Annotated in this window: 16 protein-coding genes and 3 tRNA genes; 11 read left to right on the top strand and 8 right to left on the bottom strand. The window is 50.5% G+C overall.

Annotated elements, in window-relative coordinates:
- Positions 1 to 48 precede the first annotated feature (48 nt).
- The 8 genes from PGL01S_RS27375 to PGL01S_RS27340 all read left to right on the top strand — a co-directional run bounded on the left by PGL01S_RS27375 (position 49) and on the right by PGL01S_RS27340 (position 7,103).
- A tRNA-Leu gene (locus PGL01S_RS27375) sits at positions 49 to 135 on the top strand.
- 3 nt (positions 136 to 138) lie between these two features.
- Positions 139 to 213 (top strand) — tRNA-Gly (locus PGL01S_RS27370).
- Positions 214 to 290 (top strand) — tRNA-Pro (locus tag PGL01S_RS27365).
- 178 nt (positions 291 to 468) lie between these two features.
- A complete protein-coding gene (locus tag PGL01S_RS27360; RefSeq protein ID WP_164775607.1) occupies positions 469 to 2,265 on the top strand; it encodes a sensor histidine kinase in 1,797 nt (598 codons plus the stop codon).
- Positions 2,262 to 3,353, top strand: a complete 1,092-nt coding sequence (locus tag PGL01S_RS27355) for a response regulator transcription factor (protein WP_127498356.1) — start codon at positions 2,262 to 2,264, stop codon at positions 3,351 to 3,353. Before PGL01S_RS27360 ends, PGL01S_RS27355 begins: the two co-directional genes overlap by 4 nt.
- A 132-nt stretch (positions 3,354 to 3,485) precedes the next feature.
- Entirely contained in the window at positions 3,486 to 5,222 is a 1,737-nt protein-coding gene (locus PGL01S_RS27350) for an extracellular solute-binding protein (protein WP_127498354.1), read from the top strand.
- 87 nt (positions 5,223 to 5,309) lie between these two features.
- A complete protein-coding gene (locus PGL01S_RS27345; protein ID WP_127498352.1) occupies positions 5,310 to 6,200 on the top strand; it encodes an ABC transporter permease in 891 nt (296 codons plus the stop codon).
- 15 nt (positions 6,201 to 6,215) lie between these two features.
- A complete protein-coding gene (locus tag PGL01S_RS27340; RefSeq protein ID WP_127498350.1) occupies positions 6,216 to 7,103 on the top strand; it encodes a carbohydrate ABC transporter permease in 888 nt (295 codons plus the stop codon).
- A gap of 36 nt (positions 7,104 to 7,139) precedes the next feature.
- On the opposite strand, the gene PGL01S_RS27335 is transcribed toward PGL01S_RS27340, so the two are convergent.
- The 4 genes from PGL01S_RS27335 to PGL01S_RS27320 all read right to left on the bottom strand — a co-directional run bounded on the left by PGL01S_RS27335 (position 7,140) and on the right by PGL01S_RS27320 (position 10,675).
- The gene (locus PGL01S_RS27335; RefSeq protein ID WP_127498348.1) at positions 7,140 to 7,646 is read right to left on the bottom strand and encodes a hypothetical protein; all 507 of its coding nucleotides are present in this window, start codon (positions 7,644 to 7,646) and stop codon (positions 7,140 to 7,142) included.
- Positions 7,646 to 8,119, bottom strand: a complete 474-nt coding sequence (locus PGL01S_RS27330; protein WP_174806609.1) for a hypothetical protein — start codon at positions 8,117 to 8,119, stop codon at positions 7,646 to 7,648. The genes PGL01S_RS27335 and PGL01S_RS27330 overlap by 1 nt, the downstream gene beginning before the upstream one ends.
- Before the next feature lie 147 nt (positions 8,120 to 8,266).
- Positions 8,267 to 9,325 (bottom strand): permease, encoded by a 1,059-nt coding sequence (locus PGL01S_RS27325; RefSeq protein ID WP_127498346.1) that lies wholly within the window; start codon positions 9,323 to 9,325, stop codon positions 8,267 to 8,269.
- A gap of 156 nt (positions 9,326 to 9,481) precedes the next feature.
- The gene (locus PGL01S_RS27320; protein WP_127498344.1) at positions 9,482 to 10,675 is read right to left on the bottom strand and encodes an MFS transporter; all 1,194 of its coding nucleotides are present in this window, start codon (positions 10,673 to 10,675) and stop codon (positions 9,482 to 9,484) included.
- Between the two features lie 205 nt (positions 10,676 to 10,880).
- Here PGL01S_RS27320 and PGL01S_RS27315 point away from each other — a divergent pair, with 205 nt between their 5' ends.
- Together PGL01S_RS27315 and PGL01S_RS27310 are read left to right on the top strand one after the other, a co-directional pair.
- Positions 10,881 to 11,459: a TetR/AcrR family transcriptional regulator gene (locus tag PGL01S_RS27315; protein ID WP_127498342.1), complete on the top strand. Its 579-nt coding sequence runs from the start codon at positions 10,881 to 10,883 to the stop codon at positions 11,457 to 11,459.
- A gap of 67 nt (positions 11,460 to 11,526) precedes the next feature.
- Entirely contained in the window at positions 11,527 to 11,763 is a 237-nt protein-coding gene (locus PGL01S_RS27310; protein WP_127498340.1) for a helix-turn-helix domain-containing protein, read from the top strand.
- 59 nt (positions 11,764 to 11,822) lie between these two features.
- Here PGL01S_RS27310 and aguB read toward each other — a convergent pair whose 3' ends face one another.
- The 4 genes from aguB to PGL01S_RS27290 all read right to left on the bottom strand — a co-directional run bounded on the left by aguB (position 11,823) and on the right by PGL01S_RS27290 (position 15,798).
- Positions 11,823 to 12,701, bottom strand: coding sequence for an N-carbamoylputrescine amidase (aguB, locus tag PGL01S_RS27305; RefSeq protein ID WP_127498337.1), 879 nt, complete (start codon positions 12,699 to 12,701; stop codon positions 11,823 to 11,825).
- Between the two features lie 70 nt (positions 12,702 to 12,771).
- Positions 12,772 to 13,806, bottom strand: coding sequence for an agmatine deiminase family protein (locus tag PGL01S_RS27300; RefSeq protein WP_127498335.1), 1,035 nt, complete (start codon positions 13,804 to 13,806; stop codon positions 12,772 to 12,774).
- A 231-nt stretch (positions 13,807 to 14,037) separates the two neighbouring features.
- A complete protein-coding gene (locus PGL01S_RS27295; protein ID WP_127498332.1) occupies positions 14,038 to 14,811 on the bottom strand; it encodes an HAD family hydrolase in 774 nt (257 codons plus the stop codon).
- A 591-nt stretch (positions 14,812 to 15,402) separates the two neighbouring features.
- On the bottom strand, positions 15,403 to 15,798 hold the full coding sequence (locus PGL01S_RS27290) for a VOC family protein (protein WP_127498329.1): 396 nt from the start codon (positions 15,796 to 15,798) through the stop codon (positions 15,403 to 15,405).
- A gap of 127 nt (positions 15,799 to 15,925) precedes the next feature.
- On the opposite strand from PGL01S_RS27290, the gene PGL01S_RS27285 reads away from it, so the two are divergent.
- Positions 15,926 to 16,561, top strand: coding sequence for a peptide-methionine (S)-S-oxide reductase MsrA (locus PGL01S_RS27285; RefSeq protein ID WP_244935781.1), 636 nt, complete (start codon positions 15,926 to 15,928; stop codon positions 16,559 to 16,561).
- The last annotated feature ends 75 nt before the right edge of the window (positions 16,562 to 16,636 follow it).

The raw sequence follows: 16,636 nt of genomic DNA, 5'->3' as shown, positions 1-16,636 counted from the left end.
CATAACCCGGAATGATGGGATATAATCTTCATTACGCGTTAGAAAAATGCGGTCATGGCGGAATTGGCAGACGCGCTAGATTCAGGTTCTAGTGTCAGCAATGACGTGGAGGTTCGAGTCCTCTTGACCGCACCATACGCGGAAGTGGCTCAGCGGTAGAGCATCGCCTTGCCAAGGCGAGGGTCGCGGGTTCGATTCCCGTCTTCCGCTCCACGGGATGTAGCTCAGCTTGGTAGAGCACCTGGTTTGGGACCAGGGGGTCGCATGTTCAAATCGTGTCATCCCGACCATTTAGAGCATATTGCGGGCAGCAAGCCCACTGCATATAGGAAAGCCCTTTATCTATTCGGATAAAGGGCTTTTTTGTTGGATACGATTCCCTATTGCGGCTTTCCTCCGCGTCAGGCAGGATAAACTCATAAAGCATCGAATATTGTCTTGTCCCATACTAGTTGTGAGGTGATGGAGTTGCAAGGCAAACGCTTGTTTAAGTCGCCCGGAACGGCTCATATTAGGAAAACGGGCATCCTGTCCATGCTGCGCAACCGGTTTTTGTTCTCCTCTCTCCGCAAACGCATTATGGTGTTACTGACCATCGGCTTTGTAGGCTGTGCCATTCTGATGGCATCCGTGTCTTACAATGCGATCTACACGATGCAGCACGATAAAATCAAAACCTCTATGGCATTTGATCTGTATCAGCAAACGACAAAGCAGAACCAAATGTACAATAACCTGCTCCAGGTTACCCAACAGATGACGCCGGAAGGCACGGTAGGCCATCTGATGGAGACGTATGTGTACACCGCGGACATTTATAGTCAGCGTCTTCTATCCCGCGATATTTCCTATAACATTGGATTAATAACCTTCTCGAACCCGGCTATGCAGCTGGTCATGTACTACAATGAAGCAAGCGGGCAAGCAGCCTATTCGAATCTGCCGGTACGCGCGGACTTTAAGCTTGGATCCTTGCCGGATGTAGCCGGCATGGGGGAGCTGAGATACCAGTCCCCGCATAAATCCTTATGCCGGTTCAGCGATGATCTCGTGGTGTCCGTCACCAGGGAAGTTACCTTTTCGGACGGCACCAAGCTTGTTGTCTACGTGGAAGCCAAGACCGATATTCCGACGGACATGAGCTCGGTTACCGAAAGTTTGAATATGCCCTACACGCTTGTATTCACGAATTCCGAAGGCAATGTAACCTACAGCAGCAACGGGAACGCGTTTGAAGCGGGCCAGCATCTTGAGCTGAAAGGCCAGTCGGGCATGACCGACGATTATGTCTGGAACCGGATGACCGGCGATTACGGCTATGACATCACGATGCTGCTCCCCGTCTCTTATTACAACCATGAGCTTTATACGTGGAAAAATCATATGTATTGGATTCTCGCCATCGCCCTTCTAATGATGTTTATGCTTACGCTTGTGCTGCGGCGGCTTATTAACCGGCCGTTCCGGTTGATCGAGAAGGAGATGCGGACGTTCGGCAAAGGGTACATGGGCACTACGCAGTACCATACGGGAATCGACGAGTTCGACCGTATTTTCGACCAGTTCAACATTATGAAGCGGCAGATTCAGCAGCTCATCATGGACGTGGAGCAGAAGGAGAAGCGCCGGCATCAGCTGGAGATCGAAAAGCTTGCCTACCAGATCAATCCGCATTTCTTGATGAATACGCTGAATTCGGTGCGCTGGCTGGCCGTTATGCACAAGCAGGAAGAAATCGAGAAGTTTATCTCCTCGCTTATTATTCTGCTGAACTACAATCTGGGCAAATCCGAGGAAAAAGCGACCTTCCGATCAGAAATTCAGGTCATGAGAACCTATCTTGAGCTGCAGCAGATGCGGCATGATTTTGAAGTGAAGCTGGATATTGCCGAAGGGACTTATCTGGACAGCCCGGTCGCAAGATTCATTCTGCAGCCGATCGTGGAAAACGCGGTCTGCCACGGCCTAGACGACAACGGTATGCTGGAAATCAGCGTTGTGCCGGACGAGGCGGCGCAGATGGTGCGCATTACGATCCGCGACGATGGCAAGGGGCTTAGCCAGCAGACGTTGGCCCTGCTGCAGCGCGACACGCCGGACCAGCAGCAGACGGGCTGGGGGATTGGGCTCCGGTACGTCCGCTCCATGCTGGAATCCTCTTACGGACATAAAGCCCGCATGGGTATAGATAGCACGCCCAATCAGGGTACGACGGTTACGTTAACCCTTCCTTTTCTCGAACAACGAAAGGAGAGAGCCATGTGATTCGTGTATTAATCGTTGACGATGACAAGCTTGCGCGCAAAGGATTTATTTCGATTATGCCTTGGTCCAATCATGGCATGGTTGTCGTTGGAGAGGCGGCAAACGGCGCCAAGGCGCTGGAGTTTATGGAGCAGCATGAGGTGGATCTTATGTTTGTCGACCTGTCCATGCCCGTCATGTCGGGAATGGAGCTGCTTCAGGTGACGCGCCAGCGATTCCCTGGGCTTCGTTCCGTTATCCTATCGTTTCATGAGGAATTCGAAAATGTGCAGACCGCTTACCGCATGGGAGTGCTCGATTATATATCCAAGGTGCGTCTGGAATCAGAGGATGACGAGCAGATTCTGAAAAGAATTCAGCAGCAGATGACGGGCGTGACGGCGCAGGAAGCGTCCGGTCAGCCTTCGGCTGCATCGCAGCCCGCGTCTTCACCTGCCGCTGAGCAAACCAGCCGTACGCAGGAGGAGGAGGGCTGGAGCGGGCTGGAGCAGGAATGGCGCGCTAACTACTGGCTTTATAATGAATCGGTCTTTCAGCGGCTATGCAAGCAGACCGCGCAAGCCAAGGTGTCCTTCCGTCGCCTGGAAGGGCTGTTTATGCGCGTGTTATCTCAGCTTGAGACCGACCTTGGGCTTCCTGCCGAACTAGGCGCCGATGCGGCCGATGTCCGCTCGGCGGTCGAATGGATGCGCGATTTCAGGAAACGCGTATATGCGCAGGTGGCGGCAACCACCGATTTTACCAATACGACAACAAGCATTCTGAAGGCGGTTCTGTTCATACGCGAGCAGGCTTCGGGTACGCTGCATGCCGAGGACGTTGCCGATCACGTGCACATGAGCCGAAGTTATTTCAGTCAATGCTTTAAGAAGCTGTCGGGCTCGACGTTTAACGATTATTTGAAGCAGGAGCGGATCAGATCCGCTGAGCGCCTGCTGTGCGAGACGAATCAATCCATCGCGTGGGTTGCGCATGCCGTAGGCTATAACGACTCTAAATATTTCTCCCAGCTTTTTTATGAGCAGACCCGTCTCTTGCCGTCCGAGTTCCGCGCGCAGTTCGTAGGGGGGAAGATTGATTACAATTAATCGAACAAATATCTACCCCCGTTTCTTGATTGAACACAAAACAGGGCACATCCGTCCGACTTTTTTTAAGCGCTTTCATTGTACAATGGGTAAGCAAGGAACGAACGAACGAAGAGTTCTAGGAGGGGTTAGATGAAAAGGAATATGGCACTAATGCTTTCTGCTGCATTGCTAGGTGTAAGCCTGACAGCATGTTCTTCTTCCAATGATTCATCAAACAACAATGTGAAAGCGTCTTCAAGCCCTGAAGCAAGTTCTAATGCAACAAGCTCCGAGAGTCCCGCATTGTCCGGGGATGACCTCGCCTTCTCCAAATTCCCTAAGCCCGTTGACGTTCACATCGGCATGGTGGTGGACCCGACGGACAAAACGCTGCCGGAAGGCGACAGCGTAAGCAACAACCAATATACGCGTTACTTGAAAGAAAAGTACAACATTAACGTCATTGTGGATTGGACGGCTGCTACAGGCAACGACTTCAAGCAGAAGGTCAGCCTGACGATTGCATCGGGCAAGCTGCCTGACGGCATGGTGGTCGACGACCGCTCCTTCATGACGAAAGCCGCAAGCTCCGGGCTGCTCTATGATATTGGCGATCTATTTGATCAATATGCCTCCAAACAGGTGAAAGATATTATGGCAAGTACCGAAGGCCGCGCCTTGGAGAACGCCAGCTACAAAGGCAAGATGGTCTCGCTTCCAAACATTACGGTGGATACCGACGGCGTTCACGTCATGTGGATCCGCAAGGACTGGCTGGATAAGCTCAGCCTGCCGGTACCGAAGACGCTGGCGGAGCTCGAGACGACGGCAAAAGCGTTTATGGATAACAAGCTGGGCGGGGACAAAACCATTGGTATTGCCGGCCCATCCAAAAACTCGTTCCCGTATTCCACATTCCTCGTCTCTTCCAACAATATGGCTGGATTTGACCCGATCTTCGGCGCGATGGATGCTTATCCGGGCTACTGGCTCGACAATGGCGACGGTACGGTATCGTACGGCACAACATCCGAAAATACGAAGAAAACATTGGCTTTGCTGGCCGATTGGTATAAAAAAGGTCTTATCGACCCTGAGGTGGGTACCCGCGATAACACGGGTGATCCGATCAACGCGAACCAGACGGGTATTTTCTTCGGACCATGGTGGGCCGGCGGTTACGGCAACGGGGACTCCTTCAAGAACGACCCGACGGCCAACTGGCAAGCTTATCCGGTCTACTCCGATGACGGCAAATGGAATACGCATATGAAAACAACGGGCAGCACGTACACCGTGATCAGCAAAAATGCCAAGCCGGACGTGGTTAAGGCCATTCTGATCATGAACAACGCTCTTGTGCGTGATGAAGCAACCTTCGACCTGTCCGTTGCGGTGGGCTGGTATCCGCTCCGTAACGTAATGGCTGCGGCGAACGAAACGGAATACGAGTATACCGAGCTGATGAAAGTTCTGAAAGGCGAGACGGAGCCTGAATCTTACAACGTACCGAACAGCTTGTACAAACTGATGTATGCCGATGCGAAAAAAGTAAGAGACGTCGTTAAACCGCCGTATGACGAACTAGGCGTGACTAATTACAGCACGGCTAACTTCGGCGACTTCCAACGGCTCTATTCTCTCTTAATCGGTGACCGTCCGTTTGCAACAACTCCTATCGACAAGAAGGTCTACAGCGTGACTTACAACCAGACGCCAACGATGGAAACTAAATGGGCGAACCTGAAGAAGATGGAGGATGAGACGGTTCTGAAGATCATCCTTGGGCAAGCGTCGCTCGACTCCTTCGATAAGTTCGTGAAGGACTGGAAAGCGCAAGGCGGAGATGAGATTACGGCGGAAGTTGCAGAGCTCTTGAAGAAATAAGGATAAGCAAAGCTTGCGGAAGGCACCTTGCGTTTCGGTGCTTTTCGCAAGCTTTCTCATCCATTAGAGTGACAGGAGGTTAGCCGCATGAGGAAATTAGGCCATCAGAAGCACTATTATTTGATGCTGCTGCCGGGTATGGTCTGGCTTGTCATGTTCAGTATTGTGCCTATGTTCGGGATTCTGATGGCATTTCAGAATTATAATCCGGGAAGCGGGCTGTTCAAATCCGAGTGGGTTGGACTTGAGAACTTCAAGTATATGTTTCAGCTGAATGACAGTAAAACCGTAATCAGGAACACCTTAATTATTGCCGTAGGCAAAATCGTGCTTAATCTGATCGTCCCGCTTGTCTTTGCTATATTGCTGAACGAGCTTCGCAACCTGCGATACAAGAAGCTGGTGCAGACGGTTGTTTATCTGCCGCACTTTCTGTCTTGGGTTATCATGTCCACCATTGTTATCGGAATCTTCGGCTATTATGGCGTTGTAAATACAGTCTTCGGTTATTTCGGAGCGGATCCCAAGCTGTTTATGGCGGATGCGGGAATCTTCCGGCAGCTGATCGTAGGCACGGACGTCTGGAAGGAATTCGGATATAACGCGATTATCTACCTGGCGGCACTGACGGGCGTCAATCCTAATCTGTACGAAGCGGCCGCTATCGACGGGGCCAATCGTTGGCAGTTAATCCGGCATGTCACGCTTCCGGCTCTGATCACTACGGTCGTCCTGTTAGGAGTTTTAAGTCTTGGCAACGTGCTTAACGCCGGCTTTGATCAGGTCTATAACTTGTATAACCCGCTTGTGTATTCGACGGGAGATATTTTGGATACATGGGTCTACAGGCTAGGCTTGCAAAATCTTCAATTCTCGCTGGCGACGGCGGCTGGATTATTCAAGTCGGTCATTAGCTTTGTGCTGATATATGTCTCTTATCGTCTGGCCTATCGTTATGCCGATTACACGATATTCTAAGAGGAGGGCGCTGCTGTGGTCAGAAATACAACATTAGGTTCACGGGCGTTTGATATTGCGAATATCATCCTCCTCGGGCTGCTCGTTATAAGCTGCGTTTATCCGCTGTGGTACACCTTCTGTGTATCCATCTCCGAGAAATCCGCCGCTAACGCGGGTCTGGTAACGATTTACCCGATCGGCTTCTCTTTGACGCCGTATAAGGAAATTATTAACGACAGCATGTTCTTTAACGCTTTCTGGATTTCGATCCAGCGTACCGTGCTTGGCACAAGCTTCGCCTTGCTGATGACGGTATTAATGGCTTATCCGCTGGCACGACCGAAGAAGGATTTCAAAACGCGCAATATATTCATGTGGATCCTGGTCTTCTGCATGTTGTTTAGCGGCGGCCTGATTCCATGGTATCTTACCATTCAGAATTATCACCTGATCGATTCGATCTGGGCGTTAGTGCTAGGCGGCGGGGTACCGGTATTCGACGTGATCCTGATCATGAACTTCTTCCGCAATCTGCCGAAGGAGCTGAATGAAGCGGCGGTTGTCGACGGAGCGGGTCCGTGGTCGGTTCTGTTCCGGGTCTATGTCCCATGCTCGATCCCCGTGCTGGCCGCGGTAGCGTTGTTCATCAGCGTCTACCACTGGAACGAGTTCTTCAACGGGCTTGTACTGAGCAATACCCAGTCCAGTTATCCGCTTCAGACCTATATCCAGCAGCTTGTCGTCAACATTCCGGTGGGCACCAACCTGACGCCGGAGCAGTACAAGAAGCTCTCGGAGCTGTCCAATCGGACGCTCAACTCGGCAAAGGTATTTATCGCCATGGTGCCGATGCTGGTCGTTTATCCATTCCTGCAAAAATACTTCGTATCCGGCATCATGCTAGGCGCCGTGAAGGAGTAACAAAAAGAACCACATCCTTAATCAGGATGTGGTTCTTTAATTTTTTTGCCAGCGGTGACTGGAAAAAGCAGCCCGGTACGCCCCTAGCTGAATACTGAGCACGACCAGGTAGATAGGGATGGAGTAGAGGATGTGGTATCCGTGTTTGTAGTGGAATACGCCACACTTGACTCCAAGCCATTCGAACAGGAGGGCGATGGCGGCCCATACAAGCATATATCCGATGGTTACAATCCCGGATATTCGGAAACGCTCAAACCCATAGATGTACATGTATCCGTAAGGGGCATACATCAGATAAGAGATAAAGTCAAACACCTCATAATTTGAATTGTCCCCAGTGTCGTATAAATCGAATGGCGGTATAGCGATCGTATGGTCAAAAATGAGCCCTGACGTGACGCTTAAAAGCATGGTAAAGGCGGTCTGCAGGGGAGACAGCGTACGCGGCAGCAGCCGATAGAAGGTGAAGCCAACTGTCATCAGAGTGATCACATATAACTCATTGCTATTGAATTGCTGGTCATAAACGATTGACTCCATTATCGAATCCATCCTTCTCTTGAAGCCATCCACTGAAAGAGCTTTCCGAATAGCAAGGTATATAGCATGACCAGGATAATCATCAGGGACTCATTGAGGTAGTTCCATTCTTTATAAATAAGAACCTGATTCCGACGCAGTTCCATACCAAGCAGCAGTTGTATGCCAAACGCGTAGACGGCTATACCGGTCCGTACGCTAGTTTTTGACGATAAGAGAAAAACGTTAGCGAAAGCAATCAGGATAAACGTTATGGTGAAGTCATTATGCAGAATCAAAGCGATAAAATGCGGGATATTCGGATTGATTTGGAATAGTTTAAGGTTGTGGCTGCTAATGGTCAGCTTGTTCGTAAGAACGACTTCAATGGCCATAAATAAAAGGAGGTTGACCGCAAGCGGCAGCTTAAGGCGCAGATTCATCAGTACTTGAATACAAAACCATGCGTATAAAATAAAAATAACGATGACCACCGGGGACCCTCCTTTCGTATCCAATCCAGCCTGAGGGTAGATTTCCCTTTGTATGTTAAAGATATCCTTTGTTCTGATTAATACAGGCAATAAATAAACCACATCCATAAGGGTGTGGTTTATTTATTGCAGCCAGATAGGATGCTTTTATAGGAGAAGTACTCCTGCAATGCCGCTTAAAGTCCCTAGAACGACAACCGATACGACTACAAATAGCAGCACCCTATAAGGGAACGACTTCCTAATCATAAGAATCGAAGGAAGGCTGATCGAAGGAAGCGTCAGCAGCAGCGCCGCAGCGGGTCCGGTGCCTAATCCGAAGGATAGCATCGTCTGAATGATCGGAATTTCGGCCGCCGTAGGAATAACGAACAGCATGCCGGCTATGGCGAACAACATAATAAGCAAAATATTGTTGGATGCGGTCTCGCCTATGGTTGGGAACAGCCATGCCCGGCAGGCGCCGAGCAAAAGCACCGCAAGGATATAAGCAGGAACGACGTGAAGCAGCATGCTGCCGATTGCTTTCAGCCATCTAACGAGAAGCGGGGCGGAATGCTCTTCCTGCTCCATTTTCTCAGGGGCGGAAGCAACCTGTTCAGGGAGGGCCTCATCCGAAGCGAACCGGTTAGCGAAATAGCTGACGCCAAACGTTAGCAGCAGTCCGAATACCAGACGGATCAACGTGAACTTCCACGACAGGACGAAGGTCATAAAGACAAGCGTTGCCGGATTAATGGTCGGATTGCCCAGCCAGAAGGCTAGCGTTGCCCCGACGGAGGCGTTCTTTTTCCTCAGGCCTATCGCTATAGGAGCTGCGCAGCACGTACACATCATGCCCGGAATGGAAGCCGCACCGCCAACAAGCGTGCTGCCGAAGGACGTTTTTCCGAGTGCCTTAAGCAGCCAGCGGGATGGAATAAGCACTTGAAGCAGCGAGCCTAGCAAAATGCCAAGGATAGCGGCCTTCCATACCGAGTTGTAATAGGCTTTTGCATAATCCCAAGCCGATTGCCAAGAGGGATCGGGAGCAGCTTGATTCTTACCCGAGACAATCGAAGAGCCTATGGTATGCTCCGTTGCCGCGTTTATGGCTTTGAGATAATAGGGCCACCATTTGACATAGGTGAGTCCGGCGATAGCGATGATGAGGAAAATCGCAGCCGATAGAAGTATTTTCTTATTTATGGGTTCGTTTCGTTCCATATGCCCCTCCGGTAGTTATCGTTTGAAAATAGCCGGTTATCATTATAGCACAATTGAGGAAATGGATTATTTTTCAAGGGAATGGACGAAAAGTCTCGAATTATCCGTATTCGGTAAAGCAGTCAGGCTTCAAGTGAAAGCCTGATTGCTTAATTCTTACTTCCGCTCCGTAGCGAAGTACAGCAGAGCAAGGATTGGAAATGCGATTCCGAGCCATAACGCCGCACTCCATCCGCCCGCTGCGTAAGCCCATCCTCCTGCAGCCGATCCGATCGCACCGCCAAAGAAGAAGATCGCCATAAACAACCCGTTTAGCCTGCTGCGGATATCTGCTCCAAGGGAGAAGATCGAGCGTTGGCTGAGTACGAGATTGGCCGATACTCCAGCGTCGAGAAGAATAGCGGCGATAACGAGAACAACAACGCCGACTGGCGAGCTGGTTTGAATCAGAAGAGGCAGAAGCACCGAGACGATAACGGTTATAAGGGCAATTGCGGTAGCGGGTCTGGTCCAGCCGCGGTCTGCCAGACGGCCGGCGAGCGGCGCCGCGACTGCGCCTGCTACCCCAACGAGTGCATAAAGGGCAATAGCCGTTTGCGAGAAATGGAACTTAGGGCCGGCCAAGAGCTGCGGCACGGTGGTCCAGAACAAGCTGAACGCCGCAAACAGCGTTGCGTGATACAGGGCGCGGCGGCGCAAAATCGGGGTGGTCCGCAGCAGCCTCCACATGGAACCAAGCAGCGCCGTATAGTTCGTGGCTGCTGTTGGTTTTCTCACCGGCAGCACCTTGGCTAGTACAATGGCCAGAATAACAATCGCTGCGGCGGAAATCGCAAAGATGGCATGCCAGCCGAGGAAATCAGCTACTAGGCTGGATAATGGCCTTGCGAGCATAATGCCGAGCAGAAGACCGCTCATCACATTTCCAACGACGCGTCCGCGCGAGGCATCGGATGCAAGGTAGGAGGCGAAGGGTACGAGTACTTGTGCGGCAACCGAACCTAATCCAACAACAAGGGTAGCGGTTAAGAAAAGAAACGGTTGTTTTGCCAGCGCTGCAGTGATCAGCGCAGCAGCGGTAAGGAGCAAGGCGGTAACAACCAGCTTGCGGTTTTCCACAATATCGCCCAAAGGTACGATAAACAAAAGTCCCGCAACGTACCCGATCTGGGTCAGCGTTACAATCAGGCCGGCGCTGCCGGGAGACAGACCGAGGGAGGAGCTGATTAATCCGACCAGGGGTTGTGCATAGTACAGATTGGCAGCAATCATGCCGCATGCGGTTGCGAGCAGTATCGTTAACCACGCCGGAATATTTTTCTCGAGCGTTTGCTGATTTGAAGCAGCCATAAGTATCACTCCGTTCTCTGGGGTTTCACTTCCGAGCGAATCAATTACTATACGTAACGTTCACTAATTAATGATTAAATAATATACTGAACGTATCGTTTTGTAAATAGGCTATTTTCTTTTTCTTTGACTCTTTTTTTAGTATACTGAACGTATCGTTTTTGTTTTCCGGTTTATGTACAAACAGAAGAAAGGGATGGTTCAGGTGGAAGCTAAAAGAGGGCGGCCGCGTAATATGGAAACGCAAAAGGCGATCCTTACCGCTTCTTATGATCTATTATTGGAAAGCGGCTTTGAAACGGTCACCGTAGAGAAAATCGCTGAGCGAGCGAAAGTAAGCAAAGCTACGATTTATAAATGGTGGCCTAACAAGGCGGCCGTAGTCATGGACGGGTTCCTGTTTGCTGCCGCAGCCAGACTTCCCGTACCTGACACGGGAGTCGCATTTGATGATATAGTTATCCATGCTTCGAATTTGGTACGTTTTCTAACAAGCCCTGAGGGGAGAATAATAAAGGATTTAATTGGCGGAGGGCAGTTTGATGCAGGTCTGTCGGAAGCCATTCGTACCCGGTATATTGAGCCCCGCCGACAAGAGGCGGGAAGCCTGTTCGAGAGGGGAGTTCAACGCGGGGAATTTAATAAAGATCAGGATATCGCCCTGGGCATCGATTTAATTTACGGGCCGATCTTTTATCGCTTGCTGATGACGGGCGGCACGTTGGACGATAATTATGTGAAGCAGTTGGTGGCAAATGCTTTTGAAGGAATCCGTTCGAACTGAGGTCTTTGTCCGAAGACATGTTATAATGAAGTATCCAATCGATTAGGAACGAGAGAGGAAACGACATATGAATGGATTTGAAGACTGGAACCAGAAATTAAAAAGAGATTTTAACGCAACGAGCAACCTCGTTGTATTTACTGTCACTGAAGCGGGCAAGTTACTGGGTCTCTCCAAAGACCAAATGAAAGTATTCGTAGATAAAAACCAGTTAACCAAAGTTCCTATCATGAGAAATGTTCATAGATACCTGTTGTTGAAGAGCGAGATCGATCAAATATTAGCGAATCGGGCTGTTGAATAGCAGCAGAAGGACCCTCAGGTTAACTTAGTTTAGCCCGAGGGTCCTTCTGTTATTACGGTTTATTTAATCCGGATTTCTCCGTCATACGAAGCGATTACGCCATACAGATCCGGACGGCGGTCGCGGAAGATGCCCCATTCGATGCGCTGCGATTCCAGCTGGTCGAGATCGAATTCGGCAACAAGCACACCATGCTCGTCACGGCCGGCTTCGGCAATCAGATTGCCTTGAGGACCGGCAATAAACGACGAACCATAGAAGTTGATCGACGAGTCTTCGTCAACTTCTTCGCCGATACGGTTGGAAGCGATAACCGGCATCAGGTTGCATGCGGCATGGCCTCTCATGCACATTTGCCAATGATCCTTCGAGTCGATGCTGCCGTCCTGCGGCTCCGAGCCGATAGCCGTCGGGTAGAACAGGAGCTCTGCACCCATAAGAGCCATGCTGCGCGCCGCTTCCGGATACCATTGATCCCAGCATACGCCAACGCCGATTTTCGCATATTTCGTTTTCCATACTTTAAAGCCCGTATCTCCCGGATTGAAGTAGAACTTCTCTTCATAACCGGGACCGTCGGGAATATGGCTCTTGCGGTATTTGCCCAGCACTTCGCCGTCAGCGTCGATTACCGCAAGCGAGTTGTAGCGTGCCCAGTTCTTCTTCTCGTAGAAGCTGATCGGAAGCACCACGTTAAGCTCTTTGGCAATGGCGCGGAAGTGATTAACCGCTTTGTTTTCCTCCAGCTCGGTTGCGTAAACGTAGTAGTCCGCTTTTTCCTTCTGGCAGAAGTAAGGCGTCTCGAACAGCTCCTGAAGCAGAATAATTTGCGCGCCTTGTGCCGCCGCTTCGCGCACCAGCGCTTCCGCTTTGCGAATGTTCTCTTCTATATTCGATGTGCAGCTCATTTGTGTAGCTGCTACTTTGACCGTTCTCATGGATTTGCATGCCTCCTAAAAAAGTTTTGCGAAGCAAAGCCTGCTTCGTAAGCTTTAGTTGTAGCGTATATTAAGCCCGGCGAGCAGGCATCTGTTGCGTTGTGCAGTGTACGTTGCCGCCTTCGCGGATAACCGCCATGCCGTCGATCGGACGAATGCGGCGATCGGGGAATGCCGCCTGCAGGGTTTCGATAGCTTTGCGGTCGGCTTCCTCAGCCGCGCCGCCGAACACCGGCAGGATAATGCCGCCGTTAACAAAATAGAAGTTCAGGTAGCTCAGCGTCAAACGAGTGTCCTCGTATTCCGCGTAAGGCGGCTGATCGATCTCGATAATCTCGAGTTTGCGGCCTTTGGCATCTACCGCTTCGCTCAAGATGCGGCGGTTTTCTTCCGTAATCGCGTAGTTCTCGTCGGAAGGATCGTTGCACACCTGCAGAATTACTTTGCCCGGCGCCGCGAAGCAAGCGATGTTATCGACATGGCCGTCGGTCTCGTCGCCGCTCAGGCCGCGCTTCAGCCATACGATCGTGTCCACGTTAACGAATTCTTTGACATAGCCTTCAATTTGCTCGCGTCTGAGCTCCGGATTGCGGTTCGTATTAAGCAGGCATTCCTCGGTGGTCAGAAGCGTGCCTTCGCCATCCGTATGGATGGATCCGCCTTCCATGACGAGAGGAGCGTCGAATTGCTTCACGTCAACATGCTTCAAAATTTGCGGTGCAACGGCATCATCCAGATCCCATGGCGAATATTTGCCGCCCCAAGCGTTGAACTTCCAGTTCACGCCCGCCAGCTCGCCTTCTTGATTCACGACAAACGTTGGGCCGTTGTCGCGCAGCCAAGCATCGTTATGCTCGATTGGCAGACATTCCACGGCATCGTTGCCTGCGAACAGGGCGCTGACCTTCTCCAGGTCCGCCGGGTTCACAACAACCGTGATCGGTTCGAATTCCGCGATTGCCGTAACAAGCTCGGCGTAACCCGCGCTTACCTGCTCGTAATGCTCCGGATAGACCATCGAAGCTTGTACAGGCCAGGAGATGAAGGTACGCTCATGCGCCGTCCATTCGGCCGGCATTGTATAGTTCAATTGTTTAGGATTCATATTAGTTAATATTCCTCTCTTATCGCAATGAAAATGTGTCTTTAGCGGGCTTAAGCCGCTTAAACCCTTCTTATCATATAACAAAAAGGTTGACAGCTCAATTACGGGGTTTATCCAGTTTTTTAGCGGGATTTACCGTTTTGCCGCCGGATAAAAATTTGCTGAATCAGCTGCTCGTTACAAGAAGACCCCCGAGCCAACGTCTCGGGGGTCTTCTTATTGTTCCCAGCGCTATTCTTGGCGGGTTGCCTGCCATGCTAATTGGTCCTGCTCATCAATTAGTTCGCCAACGGATGGAAGGATTAGACCGGCATAAGGAGCAAGCTCTTCCCGCTGGCTTGTGCCGGATAGAACGCCAATGGCAAGTCCGGCCTCCGAGTTTTGGGCGAACCTCATATCGGTTAACGTATCGCCAACAATGGCGACTTCGCTTGGCTGCAGTCCGGTCAACCCGCAAAATTCGTTCATCATGACGGGACTTGGTTTTTTCTCGTAACGGTCCGAGGTGCCAATGAAATCAAAGTAGTGCGCAATTCCGTATTTGTTCAGGAAGAAGAGGGTTGATTCATAATCGTCGGCCGTAGCGATTCCAAGCTTCAATCCTTTATCTCTTAGCCGCGGCAGCACGTTCTCCAAATCTGCCGTAGGCAGCAACTGGTCGCGATGGGCTTGGGTGAGCCGGTAAATCTCTTCCGTCATCCATTCATGCAGTCCTGCCGTTTGTTCCGGCCCATAACCATATTCGGAAAGCACCTTTAAGTATGCCCCTGCAATATCCGCGGTTGTCCCCCCAGCCAGATAACCTTTCGAATCTACCTTCCCGTCCGGGAAGAGTCCAATGGATTCGAGCAGCGTTTCTTTTAAACCGGAAGCTGTCTCATTCGCATCCATACTGGATAACAAGTGATCCGTAAATTCCTCCGCGATCGGCACCCAGAACGAATGGAACTGAATCAAGGTGCCGTCTTTATCAAACAGAACTCCTTTAACCGGAAAACCGGACATCGTCATCCCTCATTTTGTTTTGTTGTTGTTTCATTCGTTCTAATTCTATAACTCCAATGTTAATGGGGTGCTAAGTATTTGTATATTGAATGAAATACAGAGTAAGCCAAAGTATTCTGACTAAAAACCACATAAAACAACATTATTTTTTAGCGGTATATCCATAACTATAAGCGTAGAGGGGACATTTGTACATGATACGGCGGCACGGTTAAGCTCGAAACCGAGATTGAACCGGCCTATAGCGAACGGGAAATCATTCATGCGGAAGAGAAGCGGGCGATTGGAGTGCTTGCGGCCAGACTAGTCGAAGACAATGAAGTGCTGGTTATCGAAGAGGGCAGTACGCCATGCAGATCGACGGGAGAGCGATATTTATCGGGGGAGAAGTGAATCCGAAGCATCTGAGGGTGTCGGGGCTAATGCGAGAATCGCCGATCTGTCCGATGTGGATTACGTCGTTTCCAATATCGAGCCTCCTAGGAGATGGAACGAGATTCTTCGGAATAAGGGCGTAACCTGGCGCTCTTAAGTTACTTTTATGCTTAAAAGCCCAACCTTGCGAGGTTGGGCTTTTTGCGAGACGTTAGCTTATTTCGCATTCTCATCCGGCTGATGAATGCCGATGACATTACCTTCGGTATCGATATAATAGCCTTGCCAAGCCATGCCCGGCAGCGCGTATTTCGGCAGAGCTACCTGGCCGCCGAGACTTAGGATTTTCGCTTCCGTCGCATCGTAATCTTCCACACCCATCGTGCATGCAAAGCCGCTAACCGGTTGCCCCGGCTGCGGAGGAGGACCCATGCGCTTCATCAGCGCGCCGTTAATGCCCATCGCGTTGGCATCGCCCGTAGTAGCTCCGAAATAGGGTACTCCCGCATATTCGCTCCAATCCTCGAACGTCCAGCCGAATACCTCGCCGTAAAACTTTTTTGCGCGCTCCATGTCATCGACATGAACTTCAAAATGAACGACTCTTCCCATGATAACCCTCCCGATTTTGGACTTCCTACTTTTTTCTTCTAATAGCGTTGCCGTTCCTGCTTGAGATAAACCGTTTACGGAAATTATAATGTATCGATACAATTCCTTAGGAAGTGGAGGGGACAAGGTGAACGAGAATAAGGCTGAGAAAACGATAACGCTTGGCATGGGCTGCTACTGGAGCCCGGAAGCTTTGTTCGGCGCGGTTCCCGGCGTGATTAGGACACGCGTAGGCTTTGCCGGAGGGACAACGGCCGAGCCTTCTTACCGCAGCATGGGCGATCATACCGAGACGGTTGAGCTGCAGTTCGACGCTGCCCTTGTTTCCTATGACGAGTTGCTGGAGCTTTTCTGGAACAACCATAATCCTTATAACATCAACGGTTATAAGGACCGGCAATATCAGTCCCTGCTGCTCTATCGGGATGATGAACAGGCAGAGGCTTTCCGGCGGATAAAGAGCCGTATGGAGGAAACGAAGGGCATTTTGGATACGGAGCTGTCGCCTTTTAACGCTTTTTATCCGGCAGAGTCCCGACATCAGAAATATTATTTAAAGAGGTTCCCGGATGCAGTGGAGAAGCTGATGTCGTTGTATTTATCAGAGGAGGAGCTGGAGAGATCCACCTTGGCTGCGAGGCTGAACGGAGTGGCGAAGGGATTTCTCAATCTGGAGCGTCTGCAAAATGAGATGAAGGGGTGGCCGGTAGCCGAAGACGAGCTGAAAAAGATACTCTCCTTGATTCGACAAATTCGGTGGTAAGTAGTACTTCCTTCATAAATGTTATAACATGATATATTATTAATAAGTAGTCTAAAGGATTTAATTAAATATGAT

The sequence above is a fragment of the Paenibacillus glycanilyticus NBRC 16618 genome (assembly GCF_004000805.1).
GTDB lineage: Bacteria > Bacillota > Bacilli > Paenibacillales > Paenibacillaceae > Pristimantibacillus > Pristimantibacillus glycanilyticus.
This window is presented reverse-complemented; position numbering and strand designations above follow the sequence as displayed.